The organism is Chryseobacterium sp. NG-CE01 (assembly GCF_055695505.1).
In genome coordinates, this window is sequence record NZ_CM146369.1 from 2,156,484 (window position 1) to 2,174,790 (window position 18,307).

Annotated in this window: 16 protein-coding genes, 2 tRNA genes and 3 rRNA genes; 9 read left to right on the forward strand and 12 right to left on the reverse strand. The window is 40.3% G+C overall.

Annotated features, from left to right (window positions below):
* Positions 1-293: 293 nt before the first annotated feature.
* The 6 genes from ACYT6F_RS10260 to ACYT6F_RS10285 form a co-directional block, all read right to left on the reverse strand.
* Entirely contained in the window at positions 294-392 is a 99-nt protein-coding gene (locus ACYT6F_RS10260) for an IS3 family transposase (protein WP_472601111.1), read from the reverse strand.
* A complete protein-coding gene (locus ACYT6F_RS10265; RefSeq protein WP_472601078.1) occupies positions 353-574 on the reverse strand; it encodes a hypothetical protein in 222 nt (73 codons plus the stop codon). The genes ACYT6F_RS10260 and ACYT6F_RS10265 overlap by 40 nt, the downstream gene beginning before the upstream one ends.
* A gap of 479 nt (positions 575-1,053) precedes the next feature.
* Positions 1,054-1,227: a hypothetical protein gene (locus ACYT6F_RS10270; protein ID WP_472601079.1), complete on the reverse strand. Its 174-nt coding sequence runs from the start codon at positions 1,225-1,227 to the stop codon at positions 1,054-1,056.
* Positions 1,228-1,372: 145 nt separating this feature from the next.
* On the reverse strand, positions 1,373-2,110 hold the full coding sequence (locus tag ACYT6F_RS10275; protein WP_472601080.1) for a type 1 glutamine amidotransferase domain-containing protein: 738 nt from the start codon (positions 2,108-2,110) through the stop codon (positions 1,373-1,375).
* A 1-nt stretch (position 2,111) separates the two neighbouring features.
* On the reverse strand, positions 2,112-2,399 hold the full coding sequence (locus ACYT6F_RS10280; protein WP_472601081.1) for a putative quinol monooxygenase: 288 nt from the start codon (positions 2,397-2,399) through the stop codon (positions 2,112-2,114).
* Positions 2,396-3,013 carry an NAD(P)H-dependent oxidoreductase gene (locus ACYT6F_RS10285; protein ID WP_472601082.1) on the reverse strand — a complete coding sequence of 206 codons (618 nt, stop codon included), beginning with the start codon at positions 3,011-3,013 and terminating at the stop codon, positions 2,396-2,398. Before ACYT6F_RS10285 ends, ACYT6F_RS10280 begins: the two co-directional genes overlap by 4 nt.
* 222 nt (positions 3,014-3,235) lie before the next feature.
* On the opposite strand from ACYT6F_RS10285, the gene ACYT6F_RS10290 reads away from it, so the two are divergent.
* From ACYT6F_RS10290 to ACYT6F_RS10305, 4 genes are all read left to right on the forward strand, one after another.
* Positions 3,236-4,144: a LysR family transcriptional regulator gene (locus tag ACYT6F_RS10290; RefSeq protein WP_472601083.1), complete on the forward strand. Its 909-nt coding sequence runs from the start codon at positions 3,236-3,238 to the stop codon at positions 4,142-4,144.
* Between the two features lie 31 nt (positions 4,145-4,175).
* On the forward strand, positions 4,176-5,051 hold the full coding sequence (locus ACYT6F_RS10295; protein ID WP_472601084.1) for an aldo/keto reductase: 876 nt from the start codon (positions 4,176-4,178) through the stop codon (positions 5,049-5,051).
* 102 nt (positions 5,052-5,153) lie between these two features.
* Entirely contained in the window at positions 5,154-5,432 is a 279-nt protein-coding gene (locus ACYT6F_RS10300; RefSeq protein ID WP_472601085.1) for a RebB family R body protein, read from the forward strand.
* A 98-nt stretch (positions 5,433-5,530) separates the two neighbouring features.
* Entirely contained in the window at positions 5,531-5,977 is a 447-nt protein-coding gene (locus ACYT6F_RS10305) for a lipocalin family protein (protein ID WP_472601086.1), read from the forward strand.
* Between the two features lie 50 nt (positions 5,978-6,027).
* Here the strand turns inward: ACYT6F_RS10305 and ACYT6F_RS10310 are convergent, their stop codons facing one another.
* Genes ACYT6F_RS10310 through ACYT6F_RS10325 form a run of 4 tightly spaced genes read right to left on the reverse strand, consistent with a single transcriptional unit; the run spans position 6,028 to position 9,280 of the window.
* On the reverse strand, positions 6,028-7,365 hold the full coding sequence (locus ACYT6F_RS10310) for a UDP-N-acetylmuramate--L-alanine ligase (protein ID WP_472601087.1): 1,338 nt from the start codon (positions 7,363-7,365) through the stop codon (positions 6,028-6,030).
* Between the two features lie 6 nt (positions 7,366-7,371).
* A complete protein-coding gene (locus ACYT6F_RS10315; protein ID WP_472601088.1) occupies positions 7,372-7,809 on the reverse strand; it encodes a hypothetical protein in 438 nt (145 codons plus the stop codon).
* A gap of 10 nt (positions 7,810-7,819) precedes the next feature.
* A complete protein-coding gene (locus ACYT6F_RS10320; protein WP_472601089.1) occupies positions 7,820-8,626 on the reverse strand; it encodes a lysophospholipid acyltransferase family protein in 807 nt (268 codons plus the stop codon).
* Positions 8,627-8,653: 27 nt separating this feature from the next.
* A complete protein-coding gene (locus ACYT6F_RS10325; protein WP_169232505.1) occupies positions 8,654-9,280 on the reverse strand; it encodes an NUDIX hydrolase in 627 nt (208 codons plus the stop codon).
* Between the two features lie 1,090 nt (positions 9,281-10,370).
* Here ACYT6F_RS10325 and ACYT6F_RS10330 point away from each other — a divergent pair.
* From ACYT6F_RS10330 to rrf, 5 genes are all read left to right on the forward strand, one after another.
* Positions 10,371-11,887 (forward strand): 16S ribosomal RNA (locus ACYT6F_RS10330).
* 205 nt (positions 11,888-12,092) lie between these two features.
* Positions 12,093-12,166 (forward strand) — tRNA-Ile (locus ACYT6F_RS10335).
* Positions 12,167-12,248: 82 nt separating this feature from the next.
* A tRNA-Ala gene (locus tag ACYT6F_RS10340) sits at positions 12,249-12,325 on the forward strand.
* Positions 12,326-12,479: 154 nt separating this feature from the next.
* A 23S ribosomal RNA gene (locus ACYT6F_RS10345) occupies positions 12,480-15,236 on the forward strand.
* Between the two features lie 153 nt (positions 15,237-15,389).
* A 5S ribosomal RNA gene (gene rrf, locus ACYT6F_RS10350) occupies positions 15,390-15,497 on the forward strand.
* Together the 16S, 23S and 5S rRNA genes with 2 tRNA genes alongside form the textbook arrangement of a ribosomal RNA operon.
* Before the next feature lie 525 nt (positions 15,498-16,022).
* On the opposite strand, the gene ACYT6F_RS10355 is transcribed toward rrf, so the two are convergent.
* Together ACYT6F_RS10355 and ACYT6F_RS10360 are read right to left on the reverse strand one after the other, a co-directional pair.
* The gene (locus tag ACYT6F_RS10355) at positions 16,023-17,582 is read right to left on the reverse strand and encodes an Rne/Rng family ribonuclease (protein ID WP_472597617.1); all 1,560 of its coding nucleotides are present in this window, start codon (positions 17,580-17,582) and stop codon (positions 16,023-16,025) included.
* A gap of 365 nt (positions 17,583-17,947) precedes the next feature.
* Complete coding sequence (locus ACYT6F_RS10360) at positions 17,948-18,238, reverse strand: HU family DNA-binding protein (RefSeq protein ID WP_027388329.1); 291 nt, start codon at positions 18,236-18,238, stop codon at positions 17,948-17,950.
* Between the last annotated feature and the right edge of the window lie 69 nt (positions 18,239-18,307).

The following is an 18,307-nucleotide window of genomic DNA, read 5'->3' on the forward strand; positions in this document are numbered from 1 at the left end:
AATCTACCTATATTTTGACGTTAGAAACGTCCCGGTTGGCATTCCTTACCTCTTCGGTCAGCTGTTTCACGTATCCGGAGGGGTAAATTATAGGTCTGGTGTGGTCTATTACGTGTCGGATGGCGTATATCACCCGTTTCGAAAGGATATTTAAAACAGCGGTACCGGATTTTCCGATGCCGCTGCTGTCACAAGTAAATAATATTTTGAAAGGAAAGAGTTCGGTACTGTATCAGACTCTTTCCTTTTAAGTTGAGTCTTATTCTGTCATTATTATAGTAATTGATATTCTTTTATTCCTTTTTCAAGTCCTTAATTGTTTTAAATTTTTTAGTATAGAACCTTTCGGATTTTAAAGTTCCAAAGAAGTTTTCGATGATGCCATTGTCCAGGCAATTTCCTTGCGGGACATATTCTGGATGATTCTTTTTTCTTTCAAAGTATCTGATAGGTTTTCATCTGATATTGCCAGCCTTGCTCCGAGTTGAGAATGATATTTTTCGTATTCTTTATTTTTCTGACTCTTTTTCAGCATCTTCACAATCTGAGCAAAAATTCCTCTCAGAAAGTTCATAACTAATGATCTCTCATTGAAAAGATCGATATGGGAGATAAATATAGATTGTTTCCTCCGTAACATCAGTTGCCCACTTCTGTTTGGTCGATTTGCTCTGAAATTTCTTCCCAAAATATTTGGTACTGTACTACAATTTCTCTACGATAGGATCTGTATCTTTTCACCCTGATAATGCTTTTAAGACTTAAGGTTTCATTAATCTCAAAACCTTTTTGTGATTAATAACAATACCTTTTTGCCTCATCGCTAAGGTGCCAACTTTTTTAGATTTGCAATCTCGGCGCGCAATCTTTCGTTTCCAAAAGCAGTTCTTCCTCACGGGTCAACGCAACGGCTTGTCCGATTTTCTTTTCATATGTTTGTAGTCACTCATTATTTTGGGTTTTCCTCTAGGTTTATTTTCCAGACCTAAATACCACTTTTTTCATAAGCAATCTATCAACTAATAGTACTTGATTCATCTGCAAGATTGAACTTTAAAGCTGATTCTTTTTATTGGAAATCTTCCTGTCCTGATGTTTTCCAAAACCTTTCATTTGAGTTGACGTCATATTTGTTCTTCCATCCGCATTGCAACCCTGCGATCCCGTAAAGCCCAAAATTACCCATCTTCGAACCATTGTCACTTCTAATTCCAGCTCATCTGCCACTGATTTGGTAGAACGAACCTCGGATAATTGTTTCTACACAATTTTTCTTAAATTCTAAACTGTATTTTGATATTCCCATAAATAAAATGCCCCTAAAAAGTGTCTAACTTTTTGGGGGCAGTCCAATCCTGAAAAGCTCTTTTTCTTATTTATTTTTCAGTTCTTTTAAAATCTCTTCGCCTACACTTTTTGCAGACTGGGGATTTTGTCCGGTAATCACTCTCTGATCGCTTACCACAAAATTCTGCCAGGGTTGTGACTTTTCAAATCTTGCTCCTCTTTCTTTCAGTTGATCTTCCAATAAGAAAGGAACAACGTTGGTTAGTTTCACTTCAGCTTCTTCTTCATTGGTAAATGCATTAATCTTTTTTCCGTCTACCAAATATTTTCCGTTGGGAAGCCTGATGTTGACCAAACCGGCCGGGCCATGACAAACTCCTGCAACGAAGCCTCCGTTTTCATAAATTTTTGAAGCAATGGTTGCTAATTCAGTATTGTCTGCAAAATCCCACATTGCACCATGGCCTCCTGCATAAAATATGGCAGAATATTTTTCAGGATTTACTTCTGATGGCTTCATGGAATGATCGATTTTGTTTTTATATTCTTTATTTTCCCAAAACTCTTTATTTATCGGATCATTAAGGTCGAAACCATCAACCGGAGGAGTTCCGCCTTTCGGGCTTACAAAGTCTATTTCGTAGCCTGCTTTGTGAAGAACTTCCCAAGGGTGAGCAACTTCACCAAGATAATAGCCGGTGCTTTCTCCTGTATTGCCTTTTTTGTCATGACTTGTTACGACAAATAAAATTTTCTTTTTAGCTTGGGATTTCATCATTCCTATAGCAAAGACTGAAAGGACCCAATACATTAATTTTTTCATACTATATAATTTCGGTTTTATAAATCTGCGGTTTTTCCTGGAGCTTTTCATCGATCAAATCTCCGAAAACCTTAATATATGGCTGCTCATTATGCTTTTTCAAACCTTCTTCATTTTTCCAGATTTCGTAGAAAATAAAATGGTTTTGATCATCTGTACTTTGATGAAGCCTGTATAATTCATTAGCTTCCTCGCTTACGGTTTCTTTTGCCATATGCTGAAGAACTTCCAAAACTTCCGTTCTGTATTCTTCTTTTGCTTTAATAATAGCAGTTAAATATATTTTCATGATGCTAATTCCGGTTTTAATTCTTTTTCGAAAACTTTAAAAAGATGCTCTTTGTATCGTTTCATATCGCGCTCCACGTCGGCATTTTTCTCTACATCATGAAAATGGAAGCTCTCCAGCTTTTCAAGGGAAACAAAAGCGTTCATTCTATGGAATCCGAATAAAGGTCCGCTGTCTACGCTCGTTTCGTTGAAAAATTCTCCGGGAATTGTAAAAGCTGTTTCCGGGGCATTCCAGCTTGTGGTGACCATATATTTTCTTCCGCCAAGCATTCCTCCGGTTCCGTAGTTGATTTCCGGGTTTTCCGAAGTTCTTCCGTCGTTCATATATATTCCTTTCGCATGTCCTGCCGTAAAAACTTCATCGATATATTTCTTTAAACCATTCGGAAGCTGGAACCACCAAATCGGGGTGTGGTAGATGATGTAATCTGCCCATACAAATTTTGCAACCTCTTCATTTTTATCATAACCTTCATTCACATTAGTGATTTTTATAGCCACATTATCAAAGTTTCTGAGTACTTCCTGCGTGTTTTCTGCAATGGTCTGATTATACCTTCCTCCTGAATGTCCGAAGTTTTGTCCGCCGTTAATAATTAATACTTTTTTCATTGTTTTTGATTGTTAAAATTTAACGGGACAAAGGTACAAGCTAATTTGCCATAAGAAAAATAATAAAAATCATACGTAACTATCATTTAAATAATATTTGATTTAAAAGATTGATAAGCAATTAATTAAATTAACGATAGGTGCGGGCTAAGCTATTCATTGACGTTGAAAATATTATAATGATGATTATTTAGATAACTTTGCATTATAAAAGTAATACCTATGGTTAATTTGGAATGGTACAGAACTTTTAAGGCCATCTATAAAACAGGGACGCTTACCGAAGCTGCAGATACGTTATTTATTTCCCAGCCGGGAGTAAGTCTGCACCTTAGTTCATTGGAAGCTTATGTGGGATATAAGTTATTCGACAGAACCGGTAGAAGAATGATTCCCACCGAAAGAGGAAAGGTACTGTTTAACGCTATTTCCGAACCGTTGTCAAAACTGGAAGAAGTAGAAAAGAACTTTCAGAAATCTACAGAGAAGCTTACGCCCACCATCAGTGTCGGCATGTGTTTTGAAACGTTCCAGACAACTCTGGAGCAGTATGTTTCAAGTTTGCCTTTCAATCTTATTATCAGCTTCGGAGAATATCGTGAAATGTTGGATCAGCTGGATAAAGGAATTTTAGATTTAATTATTACACCAAAGAAAGGAGTTTCACCGAATATCGAACATGAAGCATTTTCTTTTGAACAGATCATTCTCGTCGGTGGAAAAGACGTTGATAAGGAAGATTTTAAAAATATTTTAAATATTAAAGGCATTGAACACGCAGAAGAATGGCTGAAAAATGAAAAGTGGTACGGCACGGCCGGAGATATGGAACATCTTTTTCAGTTCTGGATCCTTAATTTTGGCCATAAGCCGAATTTCCGTCCGAATTATATTGTTCCGAACCTCAATTCGATTGTGCGCTGCCTGAAAGGAGGAAACGGATTGGCGGTAGTTCCGGATTTTCTCTGTCAAAAAGAAATCGAAAACGGAGAAATTCAACTGATCTGGGAAGGCGAAAAGCAACTGAAAAACACATTGTATTTTGGTTGCCGCAAGAAAACAAATTATCACAAGGAGATTGATCATATTAAAGGTTTATTCAGGCAGATGATAGGAAAAGAAATTAATTAATGTCTAACAATATAAAATATAAGTAACAATTATGGAAAAGAAAACATACACAGGACAGCCTGTGATTACCTTAAATAACGGGATTGATATTCCGGCGTTAGGGTTTGGAGTTTGGCAGATGGAAGATATGAAAGAATGCCAAAATGCAGTTATCAAAGCCATACAGACAGGATACAGAATGATTGATACCGCTTCTATTTATCAGAACGAAACTGCCGTTGGTGCTGCCATTAAAAACAGCGGAGCAGACCGTGAACAGCTTTTTGTAACTTCAAAGCTATGGGTTCAGGATACGTCGTATGAGAAAGCAAAAAGTGCTTTCCATAGAACACTGGACAGATTGCAGCTGGATTATCTGGATATGTATCTTATTCACTGGCCATACGCAGATTTCCTGGGAGCATGGAAGGCGATGGAAGAGCTGTATGAGGAAGGAAAGATCAAAGCCATTGGAGTATGTAATTTTACAGTTGAAAAATTAGAAGAATTAAAAGCTAATGCCAAAGTTCTTCCGGTAATCAACCAGATTGAGCTGCATCCTATCTTCCAGCAGAAAGAACTTCAGGTGTACAACAGGGAAAACAATATTGTTACGCAGCCTTGGAGCCCGCTCGGAAACGGAAATGCTGGTCTTTTAGACAATGCCGAGTTAAAAGCTATAGGCGAAAAATATGGAAAAACCGTAGCGCAGGTTATTTTAAGATGGCATCTTCAGGAAGGTTTCTGTGTGATTCCGAAATCGGTAACGCCTTCAAGAATCGAAGAAAACTTTAATGTATTTGATTTTGAGCTGACTGAAGATGAAATGAATACGGTTCGCTCTTTAGACACTGGTAAAAGATTATTTTTCGACCCGAAAGATCCTGCCTGGGAAGAAAAAATGCTGAATGCGGTAGCGGATATCTAAGAGATATACCAATTAATATAAAAGAAGTAATAAACATTTATTGCTTCTTTTTTTTATTAAAAATATCATTTAACTTTACCATTAAACTTAATAACTACAATTATGAATACGAAAGTAAATGAGCAGATTACGGATGCCGTAACGCAAAGTAATGTAAAAGTAGTGGGAGAAGCTCCTGCTATAGCAATGGGAAGCATTTATCAGGCTGCCGCCCATTCTACAGGAATATTGTTTCAAAATGCAGTCAGTGCCCAGAATCAGCAGAATATTCTGGCGCAGGCAGCAACTAATCAGGGTGTTATGCAGATTTATAACTTAGATACTGCTTCAGATGCAATTGCTATTGCAAAAATGTTAAATGGCAATGTTGCTAAGGATTGAAAAATATTTAAATAAAGAATACTGAGAAATCTCATTCGAACCCGATGTAAAGCAGCATAAATTCGTTCTATTTTTGCTGGCTTAAAGTTTATATAATCATGAAAAGAATAATTTTATCCTTTGTCCTGTTTTCAATTATTTCCTGCAATGGTAATGATGAAGATCAGGAGATTGGCAATAAAGCCTCCATTATCGGAGAATGGTATATTGAAAAAGCTGAGATATACAGGTCTTTAAATCAGCAGATCCAGACGTCATTCTCAACGGATTGCGAAAAAAAAAGCACTTATGAGTTTACTTCTTCCCATCTTCTTTCGATTATTTATGCTCAAAATAATATTGCCTGTATAAAAACGGATGCTGGAGCAAAGAAGTATACGTTTGATAAAGGAAATGGTAAATTCTGGTTTGAGAATGAAGAAAATTATCCATATTTCGTGACAAAGCTTACTGCAACCGATATGGTGGTGGAAGACCGGAGCCAGGATTTTGACGGTGACGGTACAAAGGACGTATTAAGGCGTTTTTATAAAAGAATTAAGTAAACAAAAACTCCTTTCGGTTTGAAAGGAGTTTTGCTTTATATTCAATAAAGTTATTTCGTCAGATCGAGTCCCCCAAAATTCCCGGAGCTCATCATGAGGTAAACCCCCTGGGATTTATCCAGTGTATTCCAGTAGGAGTGAAGTTCTTCAGCATTGGTAAACACTTTCAGATTTTCATTTTTAAACTTTTCTTTAATAAGATCCGGAGAAATAGGATCCATTCTTTTAATTTTCAGTGCATCTTCAGAATAGAAAACCACAGCCTCGTCCAGACCATCCATTGCATGATCATACTGTTCAAGAAAAACAGGATTTAAACTTGAATAAGTGTGAAGCTCCAGAAAACCATGTTTCTTTTCATTTTTAAATTGCTCACAGAATGCCTTTACTGCTGCTTTCACTTTACTTGGAGCATGTGCAAAATCTTTATAAAGTGTTCCTTTATCTTCTCTGTCTACTTTTTCCAGGCGTTTTGAAGCTCCTTTAAAACTCATGATGGCCTCGTAGAAATCTTCGTCCATTATCCCTAACGTATGGCAGATATATCTTGCCCCTTCAAGGTTTAATAAATTATGAGCTCCGAAAACGGAAAGCGGAACATCTCCCATCTCGGTTTTAAGGTGAACTTTTCCGTTGATGATTTCGTATTCCGGAGTTTTATAAGGTATTTTTCTGAAATAATTTTCCGCGTTTTCCACTACTTTCACTACTTCAGCATCTTCTTCATTATAGACAAGAATTCCGCCCGGCGTAATGCTTGCCACGAACTTCCTGAACTGATCTACATAATCATCAAAAGTTTTGAATACATTGATATGGTCCCAGGCAATTCCGCTCATTAAGGCAATATTAGGCTTGTAAAGAAGAAACTTAGAGCGCAGGTCGATAGGAGAAGAGAGGTATTCATCACCTTCCAGCACCATGAAGTCATTGTCCCGGGTTAGCTTCACCATACAGTCGAAACCTTCCAGCTGTGCTCCCACCATATAATCTACATCTTTCTGATGGAAATTCAGGACATGAAGGATCATGGAAGTAATGGTTGTTTTTCCATGAGAACCTGCAATTACAACTCTTGTTTTATTTTTTGACTGCTCATAAAGAAATTCGGGATAAGAATATATTTTTAATCCTAATTCTTTGGCTTTTGCCAGTTCGGGATTATCCTGATGAGCATGCATTCCGAGAATAACTGCATCTATGTCAGAAGTTATTTTTTCGGGAAACCAACCTTGTTCTTCAGGCAGAATTCCTTTTTTCTCAAGTCTTGTTCGAGAGGGCTCGAAAATGGCGTCATCCGAACCTGTAACCTGATATCCTTTATCCTTTAATGCAATGGCAAGATTGTGCATGGCACTTCCGCCGATAGCGATGAAATGGGTCTTCAAAATTTGTTACTGTTTTTTAACATTAGCATTAATGATCTCCTGAAAAACACTGGTGATGTTTGTCCAGTTGGTTTTGTAATTCGGCATTATCGCGCTTGCGTCTGTCTTGCTGCCGGAATTAGGACCTTTCTTTACATTAATAGAAGTTGATATAAAATCGTATATCTTTTTATGGTCTTCCTCTATTCTTCTGAAATGGTTCTGTGAAAGGGTAAGCTGAAGCTTATTCAGATTCTCATCTGATAATTTAAAATTCTGCTTTGTCTTTTTACCCTGGCCTTCAAACGAATAATAGGCTGTATTTCCTTTGATCAGAAGATTTTCGTAAATCGGCGACAGACCTCCGCTTTTGGAGTAGCTGATGTCGAAATCCGAATATATTTTCTGACTGTTGCATGAAACTAATACTATGATTGCGAATAAGATTCCTAATATTCTGTTCATAATTTTTACTTTAATGTTCTGAATCTTTTTGTTCTGATTTTTTAGCTTTTAGTTCTTCATCATAATTATGCAGTACATTGAAATCTTCTGTCTGCTCAATGGCGGTCATGATTTTATGTAAAATTTCATGAGCGTTTTCTTTGTCGTAATCAATATCCAATGGCGGCTTGAATTCCATGGTTGGCTTTACCCCCGTTACCTTTACACGAAGACCTTTTTTGTCAAAAGCCCTGCGGAAACCGTTTATCTTTATAGGAATAACAATCGGGCGCTGATTTTTGACCAATTTTGCAGTTCCCCTTCTTCCCTGTGCGAAAGCAGAAGTCGTTCCCTGCGGAAAAGTGGCGACCCAGCCGTTATCAAGGGCTTTCATAATATTATCCACTTCGCTCATGTCAACCATTCGGTTCACATTTTTTCCTTCGGCCCTCCATGTTCTCTTTACCGTTACCGCACCCGCGATCTTAAAGATTTTTGGCAAAATTCCTTTATTCATCGTTTCTTCAGCAGCAACATAATAGAAGTCTATTTTAGGATTCAGAAGGTAGATCGGATTTTTTATTGTATTCAGGTAGCCGTTGTTTACAGAGCAGAAAGCATGGTACATTGCGGCAACATCCGCAAAATACGTCTGATGGTTAGACACAAATAAAACGTTAGAATCCGGTAAATCCACAAGATTTTCGGCCCCCGTAATTTTAAGCTTATTAAATCCGTTGAATCTTCTGTACGATATGATTCCCAGTATGAAAATAATCAACCTTTTTAAAAAATAAGGAGTTCCGAACGCATCGGTGAAAATATTTTTCTTCGCCATCTTTCAATTAAACACAATGGTGCAAAGTTACATTTTTTTCAGCAACTGGCTGAATTCGCTTAATATCATCGCTGTTGCGCCCCAGATGATATATCCGTTAAAGTTAATTACGGGTACTTCACTTCCTCCTGCGGTGGGAAGCGCCATGATTTCAGGCTCATCAGGAAGGCCTAGGAAGCAGGTAATCGGAAACTCTATAACTTCCACTGCTTCGCTCTGCTGTAAAATAAATTCAGGATTTTTCTTTGTGTATGATATATAAGGATAGACATAAAAGTTACTCGGCGGGATGTAAATCGGGGACATATCACGGATTACTCTTACATAATGTTTTTCAATACCTATTTCCTCCGATGTTTCCCGAACGGCGGTTTCTGCAAAATCCCTGTCCATTTCCTCGCGCTTTCCGCCAGGCAGGGAAATTTGTCCGCTGTGCCGGTCATGCTCATTCACTGTTCTTTGGATAAGTGGGAAATGCCATTCATCATTCTTAAGATATAAAATGATATTTACGGCAGCAAACTTAGGATTTTTCGATAAAACTTCCTCGTAGGTAAAAACGGGACGGTAGGGCGGCGAAAAAACGCCATGAGCATTCTCTCCCGGCAGTTCAGCGCTTTTGATTTTCCTTAATAAATCTTTTCCAAAACTCATATCCAAATTTAATAATATATTTTGAAGAAAGGAAGCAGTACGCCGTTTTTAAATAAATATCATATAAACATTATAATGAATAAGTATTGGTACTTGTTCATATTACCTTACACTCTTTTCACCTCCTACACTAGATCCTCAAACTCTCAAACCTCTCACTCGTCTGCTGTTTATCAGGAGCTTATTCCGGCTCTCGCTACTCGCTTTTTCTGTTTTATGGGTTGCGGCAGCTTTGCTGCCGCAACCCATAAAACAGAAAAGAGCTCAGACAGGCCGCTTGATCCGGGCTAGGGCAGGGCGTCCCAAAGAGAAAGATGCTCGGGATACCAGTAGCAGCCATCCTAAATAAAACCATCTTTACTATACCATTCCTATCTAATCCATCCATGCCTCTATCATCTATCTATCTATCTATCTATCTATCTATCTATCTTATCATCCATACTATTGCCTTCTTTCCAACCTTCAAGGTTTCCAAAACTCCACCATCAGACATTATTTTATATATTTCTTACAGCCCTGTCTATTGCCATTTCGGCCAAATGATAACTGTGGATAAGTACAGGTAGTAATTTAATCATAAACAAATCAGGAAGTTAAATAAAATACTATCCACAATAGGCAAATTTATCACCTGTAAACTTGTTTTGCATTACAAATACGCCCTATCTTTGCCCCACTGAAAACGGAAGGAAGTAGGTAGCGCAGGAGAGGCCTTAGGGGGCCGGGAATTAAGAGCTCTTTTATAGAGATATGGGTCAGGAAAACAATTACAAATTTTATCAGATAAAACTTGTGAGGAATAAAAAGATTTGTATCTTTGCAGTCCGGTAAACGGAAAGCGCAGGAGAGAGTTGACAGAGTAGGATGAAGGGTTAAGGTTACTAAAAAAAACTTTAAAATTTTCTTCAGAAACATTTGGTCAGATAAAAATAATTTTTTACTTTTGCACTCGCAAATACGGAGTAACACTGACAGAAGATTGCTACGTTAAAAAAGCGGAAGATATAAAGATCATTGACATACAATATAACAACCAAGTAAGGAAAAACTAAAGCGTTAAAAAACTTTGAGTGAGTCAGACAAACATACAATGGAGAGTTTGATCCTGGCTCAGGATGAACGCTAGCGGGAGGCCTAACACATGCAAGCTGAGCGGTAGAGATCTTTCGGGATCTTGAGAGCGGCGTACGGGTGCGGAACACGTGTGCAACCTGCCTTTATCAGGGGGATAGCCTTTCGAAAGGAAGATTAATACCCCATAATATATTGATTGGCATCAATTGATATTGAAAACTCCGGTGGATAAAGATGGGCACGCGCAAGATTAGATAGTTGGTGAGGTAACGGCTCACCAAGTCGATGATCTTTAGGGGGCCTGAGAGGGTGATCCCCCACACTGGTACTGAGACACGGACCAGACTCCTACGGGAGGCAGCAGTGAGGAATATTGGACAATGGGTTAGCGCCTGATCCAGCCATCCCGCGTGAAGGACGACGGCCCTATGGGTTGTAAACTTCTTTTGTACAGGGATAAACCTTTCCACGTGTGGAAAGCTGAAGGTACTGTACGAATAAGCACCGGCTAACTCCGTGCCAGCAGCCGCGGTAATACGGAGGGTGCAAGCGTTATCCGGATTTATTGGGTTTAAAGGGTCCGTAGGCGGATCTGTAAGTCAGTGGTGAAATCTCACAGCTTAACTGTGAAACTGCCATTGATACTGCAGGTCTTGAGTAAGGTAGAAGTGGCTGGAATAAGTAGTGTAGCGGTGAAATGCATAGATATTACTTAGAACACCAATTGCGAAGGCAGGTCACTATGTCTTAACTGACGCTGATGGACGAAAGCGTGGGGAGCGAACAGGATTAGATACCCTGGTAGTCCACGCTGTAAACGATGCTAACTCGTTTTTGGGTTTTCGGATTCAGAGACTAAGCGAAAGTGATAAGTTAGCCACCTGGGGAGTACGAACGCAAGTTTGAAACTCAAAGGAATTGACGGGGGCCCGCACAAGCGGTGGATTATGTGGTTTAATTCGATGATACGCGAGGAACCTTACCAAGGCTTAAATGGGAATTGATCGGTTTAGAAATAGACCTTCCTTCGGGCAATTTTCAAGGTGCTGCATGGTTGTCGTCAGCTCGTGCCGTGAGGTGTTAGGTTAAGTCCTGCAACGAGCGCAACCCCTGTCACTAGTTGCCATCATTAAGTTGGGGACTCTAGTGAGACTGCCTACGCAAGTAGAGAGGAAGGTGGGGATGACGTCAAATCATCACGGCCCTTACGCCTTGGGCCACACACGTAATACAATGGCCGGTACAGAGGGCAGCTACACAGCGATGTGATGCAAATCTCGAAAGCCGGTCTCAGTTCGGATTGGAGTCTGCAACTCGACTCTATGAAGCTGGAATCGCTAGTAATCGCGCATCAGCCATGGCGCGGTGAATACGTTCCCGGGCCTTGTACACACCGCCCGTCAAGCCATGGAAGTCTGGGGTACCTGAAGTCGGTGACCGTAAAAGGAGCTGCCTAGGGTAAAACAGGTAACTAGGGCTAAGTCGTAACAAGGTAGCCGTACCGGAAGGTGCGGCTGGAACATCTCATTTTAGAGCGTCTTTAAGACGATAAACAAAATTAGTACCGTAAGGTACATGCACTTACTTCAAAGTAAAGCTTTAGTTTTTTTATTGGTTGATTTATATTAAAAATACAAAACCCACTAGAAATTAGTATCAGGGAACAGAGAGACGGGGTACGAGTTAATGGATACGGATAACCCGGAACCAAAAACACGGAACTCGGAACACAAAGAGTCTCGTAGCTCAGCTGGTTAGAGCGCTACACTGATAATGTAGAGGTCGGCAGTTCGAGCCTGCCCGAGACTACTAATTAAAGCGGATAGCAATTAGCGACGAGCTTCTGGCCAAAAGCCAATAGCACTAAGCCAAAAGCTAAAAGCAACTAGAGGGGGAATTAGCTCAGCTGGCTAGAGCGCCTGCCTTGCACGCAGGAGGTCAAGGGTTCGACTCCCTTATTCTCCACCATCATGGATGGTTTAATTTTAAAAAAGCAGATAGAGCCAAAAACAATATTTGCGAATTAGATCAGAAATAGAAATAAGATCATTGACATTAACGGTAAAGACATCACAAAGAGAAAACCGAGCACTTATAAGTGCTTGAGTAACCTAAAAATAGGAAAGAAATCGTTAAGGGCGTATGGCGGATGCCTAGGCTTTCAGAGGCGAAGAAGGACGTGGTAAGCTGCGAAAAGCTCGGGGGATTGGCACACACGAATTGATCCCGAGATGTCCGAATGGGGCAACCCGGCATGTTGAAGACATGTCACCCAGCAATGGGAGCAAACCCGGAGAACTGAAACATCTAAGTACCCGGAGGAAAAGAAATCGAAGAGATTCCGTAAGTAGTGGCGAGCGAAAGCGGATTAGCCCAAAAGCTTTTATATGTTTAATAGAATGTTCTGGAAAGAACAGCCATAGAGGGTGATAGCCCCGTATATGAAAGGCATATTTAAGTGATAAATGAGTAGGGCGGGACACGTGAAATCCTGTCTGAATATGGGGGGACCATCCTCCAAGGCTAAATACTCCTGAAAGACCGATAGTGAACAAGTACTGTGAAGGAAAGGTGAAAAGCACTTCGAATAGAAGGGTGAAATAGAACCTGAAACCGTACGCCTACAAGCGGTCGGAGCAGATTAATTCTGTGACGGCGTGCCTTTTGCATAATGAGCCTACGAGTTAATTTTACTAGCGAGGTTAAGGACTTCAGGTCCGGAGCCGGAGCGAAAGCGAGTCTGAATAGGGCGCATAGTTAGTAGGATTAGACGCGAAACCTTGTGATCTACCCATGGGCAGGTTGAAGCTCTGGTAACACAGAGTGGAGGACCGAACCGGTTGACGTTGAAAAGTCTTCGGATGACCTGTGGGTAGGGGTGAAAGGCCAATCAAACTGGGAGATAGCTCGTACTCTCCGAAATGCATTTAGGTGCAGCGTCGTATATAAGTTTATTAGAGGTAGAGCTACTGATTGGATGCGGGGGTTTCATCGCCTACCAATTCCTGACAAACTCCGAATGCTAATAAATGTTCTACGGCAGTGAGGGCATGGGTGCTAAGGTCCATGTCCGAGAGGGAAAGAACCCAGACCAACAGCTAAGGTCCCCAAATATATGTTAAGTTGAAGCAACGCGGTTGGACTGCATTGACAGCTAGGATGTTGGCTTGGAAGCAGCCATTCATTTAAAGAGTGCGTAACAGCTCACTAGTCGAGCGGTCCGGCATGGATAATAATCGGGCATAAACATATTACCGAAGCTATGGATTTATAATTTTATTATATCTGGTAGGAGAGCATTCTGTTTGCGCCGAAGCAGTACCGTGAGGTATTGTGGAGCGGACAGAAAAGAAAATGTAGGCATAAGTAACGATAAAGGGGGCGAGAAACCCCCTCACCGAAAGACTAAGGTTTCCTCAGCCATGCTAATCAGCTGAGGGTTAGTCGGGACCTAACGCGAACCCGAAAGGGGTAGTGGATGGACAATGGGTTAATATTCCCATACTTGCTCACACTAAAAAGGGGACGGTTCGATGTAGCTACTAAAGACGGACGGAAGTGTCAAGGCCTAGCCTTCGGGCGAAGCTGCTGTAGTGTAATCGGATCCAAGAAAAGCCGAAGTGAAGCAACCCGTACCAAAACCGACACAGGTGGTCGAGGAGAGAATCCTAAGGTGCTCGAGTGAGTCGTGGCTAAGGAACTAGGCAAAATAGTCTCGTAACTTCGGAAGAAGAGACGCCATCAGCAATGGTGGCCGCAGTGAAGAGGCCCAGGCGACTGTTTATCAAAAACACAGGACTCTGCTAAATCGAAAGATGCTGTATAGGGTCTGACACCTGCCCGGTGCTGGAAGGTTAAGGAAGGGCGTTAGCGTAAGCGAAGCGTTTGACTGAAGCCCCAGTAAACGGCGGCCGTAACTATAACGGTCCTAAGGTAGCGAAATTCCTTGTCGGGTAAGTTCCGACCTGCACGAATGGTGTAACGATCTGGGCACTGTCTCAGCCACGAGCTCGGTGAAATTGTAGTATCGGTGAAGATGCCGATTACCCGCAATGGGACGAAAAGACCCTGTGAACCTTTACTATAACTTCGTATTGACTTTGAGTAAGTAATGTGTAGGATAGGTGGGAGGCTTTGAAGCAGGCACGCTAGTGTTTGTGGAGCCGACGTTGAAATACCACCCTTTACTTACTTGGAGCCTAACTTCCTTACGGAAGGACATTGCGTGGTGGGTAGTTTGACTGGGGTGGTCGCCTCCAAAAGAGTAACGGAGGCTTTCAAAGGTACCCTCAGCACGCTTGGTAACCGTGCGTAGAGTGTAATGGCATAAGGGTGCTTGACTGTGAGACCAACAAGTCGATCAGGTGCGAAAGCAGGACATAGTGATCCGGTGGTTCCGTATGGAAGGGCCATCGCTCATAGGATAAAAGGTACTCCGGGGATAACAGGCTAGTCTCCCCCAAGAGCTCACATCGACGGGGAGGTTCGGCACCTCGATGTCGGCTCGTCACATCCTGGGGCTGGAGAAGGTCCCAAGGGTTGGGCTGTTCGCCCATTAAAGTGGCACGCGAGCTGGGTTCAGAACGTCGTGAGACAGTTCGGTCTCTATCTATTGCGGGCGTTAGATGTTTGAGAGGGCTTGATTCTAGTACGAGAGGACCGAATTGAACAAACCTCTGGTGTATCAGTTGTACCGCCAGGTGCACCGCTGAGTAGCTATGTTTGGAAGAGATAAACACTGAAAGCATATAAGTGTGAAACTCGCCTCAAGATGAGACATCTTTTAAGGGTCGTGGGAGATGACCACGTTGATAGGCTACAGGTGTAAAGTTGGTAACAGCATAGCCGAGTAGTACTAATTACCCGTAGATTTATTGCCTATTGGTTCTCAATAAAGCCTTATAAGTGCAACCAAGGTTTTGCCTTTGTGATGAAATTTACCGATAAAAATGGTTCAAGGTTCAATGTTTAAGATTCAAGGTTAAAACTTTGAACATTAAACTGAAAAAACCTTAAACCTATATACAACCTTTAGGGTGGTTTTAGCGGTGGGGCTCACCTGTTCCCATTCCGAACACAGAAGTTAAGCCCACCAGCGCCGATGGTACTGCTAACGCGGGAGAGTAGGTCGCCGCCAGTTTTTTACAAACCTCATACAGCAATGTGTGAGGTTTTTTTCGTTTATAGCCATTCAACGTTCAAAGTTCAACGTTTAAAGTTTAAGGTTCAAAGTTCAGTGTTGAAGGTTCAGCGTTCAGGGTGTAAGATTCAAAGTTTAAAGAGTTTATTTAAATATCATATCCTGCTTTTATCTATACTTTATTACGCATTACCAATTACTCATTACTCATTACTCATACTATAATAGGGCTACTGGCTCTCGTTACGACAACTGCCCTAGCCTCGATAGTAACGGTTACCCCGCAGTATGCATGAGTGCGTAATGGACTAAAGTCAGGCCAAGGCTGGCACGAGGAGTAAAAGTGGATAGCGAGATGAAGCTCCTGAAAGTATTTTAGAGTTTTTGTTAAGTATTAATGACTCGTAGATGTTATTTTGAAGGCTTATATTTGAAGTTTGTATGGTTTGTAAGAGCTTTGCGTTTATTATGTAAGCTTAATGCAATAAAAAACCTCCGGCAGAAAACCGGAGGCTGTAAGTTTTTTTAATTAGAATATCCTATCAATTCTTCTTTTTTTGAATTGTAAATTCTGTATTCTAAGTATTTAAAAGAGTCTCTTGGAACGACGATTACCCATTTTTTGTATTTCATAAACCATTTCATCTGTATGCTGTTGAATCCTTTGGTAAGGTAAGCTTCCACGAAAGGATGTACATGCAGGTAAAGCTTTCCTTTTTCCTTCTGCATGATGGTTCTGAGGGTTTCTCCCATTCTTTCCACGATAACGATAGGAGCAACGATTTCTCCGTCTTTATTCGGGTTCTCTTCTTTGGTCTCGATCTGTTTTTCCGGACGGTTTCTTTGTCTGGTAATCTGGATCAGTCCGAATTTGCTTGGAGGAAGTATTTTGTGCCGTGCTTTATCACGTTTCATTTCTTCCTTGAGATGTTCATAAAGATCTCTTCTGTGTTCAGGATTGGTCATATCAATGAAATCGATCACGATAATACCACCCATATCTCGGAGACGTAGCTGTCTTGCAATTTCGGTAGCAGCCATTTTATTGACTCTCAGCGCGTGTTCTTTGTTTACGGCTGCTCCGGTAGTAATATTATTTCCGGAGTTTACGTCTACCACATGCAGGGCTTCTGTGTGTTCTATGACAAGATAAGCGCCTTTTGAGCTTGGAATGTTCACATGTTTTCCAAAGCTTTGCTTGAGCTGTTTTTCTACATTATAATATTCCAGAAGAGGAATATGGGCGTCGTAGAAATGGACAATGTTTTTTCTTTCCGGAGCGATTACTTCCAGATAGTTTTTCATTTCGCTAACCATTTGTTCGTCATCACAGGTGATGCTTACAAAATCCTGGTTGAAATTGTCCCTCAAAATAGCTGAAGCTTTATCATCTTCGCTTAAGACTCTGGACGGAACTTTGTTTTTCTGGATATTTTTGAAGGCGGTTTCCCATTTCTGGATCAGCTGATTCATGTCGTTGTGCAGATCGGCAACTTTTTTTCCTTCTGCTACAGTTCTGATGATCACGCCAAAACCTTCCGGCTTAATGCTTTCGATAAGGGTTCTCAGCCTTTCTTTTTCTTCGGAGCTTTTTACTTTTTTAGAAATTGACACTTTGTTGTCGAAAGGTATAAGAACCAAAAAACGCCCTGTGAGCGAAATCTGGGTAGATATACGGGGCCCTTTTGTAGAAATAGGCTCTTTGGTAATCTGCAGCAAAACAACGTCATCTTTGGCTATTACTTTGTCTACAGTTCCGTTTTTATCTATTTCGGGTTGTATCTCGAAATTTTTTAAGCTTGAAATGTTCTGTTTTTTGGAAACCGTATCCCTCAGAAATTTTCTGTAGGTAAGATACTGGGGTCCCAGATCCTGATAATGAAGGAAAGCATCCTTTTCGTAGCCGATATTTACAAAGGCTGCATTCAGGTTGGGGGCCAGCTTTTTTACTTTCCCGATAAACAAATCTCCAACTATAAAGTCACTTTTGTCCTCTTGCTCATGAAGTTCACATAGTCTTCCGTCTTCCAGCAGTGCAATCTTTGTAAGATCATCTTCATGCGAAACTATTAGTTCTTTCTTCATTTTATTGTAAGATAAAAATTATTAAGAAGGTAGAAAACAGATGTATATTTCATCGTATAAATTTATCCTTAAGTTAAGAATTAGTATTGAATGATTGATAATTTTTTTTAACAAAATATAAAACCCTTATCCATTGGCCTCTTAATAGTTGCAAAAACAAAATATAGTCGGTGAACCTTTAAAAATTTAAAATCACCAACTATATTATATATTATAAATCTCAGGAAATGAGATTATTTTTTCTTATGTCTGTTTGCTCTTCTTCTCTTTTTTCTTTTGTGAGTTGCAACCTTGTGTCTTTTTCTTTTCTTTCCGCTTGGCATAATTATAATTTTTTAGTAACTAGTTAATATTCAGTTAATTTTCTATTTTACAGTAACTTTCGTTTTTACTTTCTCCACAAAAGATTTTGATGGCTTGAAAGCAGGAATGTTATGAGCAGGGATTTCAATTGCAGTGTTCTTGGAGATGTTTCTTCCCGTCTTCGCTGCCCTTGTTTTAATGATAAAAGATCCAAAACCTCTCAAATAAACATTATCTCCATTATACATAGAAGTTCTGATTTCTTGCATAAAAGCTTCTACAACTTTCTGTGTTTCATTCTTTTCGGTTCCCAACTTATTTGAGATGGTGTTTACCAATTCTGCCTTTGTCATTTCCTTATTTTAATTTTAAATTTTAGGTGTGCAAATTTAGTTAAAAAAATTGAATATTAGCAAATTAGT

Coding starts and splice junctions, on each gene's coding strand:
- ACYT6F_RS10265 (WP_472601078.1), bottom strand. CDS start 574: ATGAACTTTCTGAGAGGAATTTTTGCTCAGATTGTGAAGATGCTGAAA.
- ACYT6F_RS10275 (WP_472601080.1), bottom strand. CDS start 2,110: ATGAAAAAATTAATGTATTGGGTCCTTTCAGTCTTTGCTATAGGAATG.
- ACYT6F_RS10280 (WP_472601081.1), bottom strand. CDS start 2,399: ATGAAAATATATTTAACTGCTATTATTAAAGCAAAAGAAGAATACAGA.
- ACYT6F_RS10285 (WP_472601082.1), bottom strand. CDS start 3,013: ATGAAAAAAGTATTAATTATTAACGGCGGACAAAACTTCGGACATTCA.
- ACYT6F_RS10290 (WP_472601083.1), top strand. CDS start 3,236: ATGGTTAATTTGGAATGGTACAGAACTTTTAAGGCCATCTATAAAACA.
- ACYT6F_RS10295 (WP_472601084.1), top strand. CDS start 4,176: ATGGAAAAGAAAACATACACAGGACAGCCTGTGATTACCTTAAATAAC.
- ACYT6F_RS10300 (WP_472601085.1), top strand. CDS start 5,154: ATGAATACGAAAGTAAATGAGCAGATTACGGATGCCGTAACGCAAAGT.
- ACYT6F_RS10305 (WP_472601086.1), top strand. CDS start 5,531: ATGAAAAGAATAATTTTATCCTTTGTCCTGTTTTCAATTATTTCCTGC.
- ACYT6F_RS10315 (WP_472601088.1), bottom strand. CDS start 7,809: ATGAACAGAATATTAGGAATCTTATTCGCAATCATAGTATTAGTTTCA.
- ACYT6F_RS10320 (WP_472601089.1), bottom strand. CDS start 8,626: ATGGCGAAGAAAAATATTTTCACCGATGCGTTCGGAACTCCTTATTTT.
- ACYT6F_RS10325 (WP_169232505.1), bottom strand. CDS start 9,280: ATGAGTTTTGGAAAAGATTTATTAAGGAAAATCAAAAGCGCTGAACTG.
- ACYT6F_RS10355 (WP_472597617.1), bottom strand. CDS start 17,582: ATGAAGAAAGAACTAATAGTTTCGCATGAAGATGATCTTACAAAGATT.
- ACYT6F_RS10360 (WP_027388329.1), bottom strand. CDS start 18,238: ATGACAAAGGCAGAATTGGTAAACACCATCTCAAATAAGTTGGGAACC.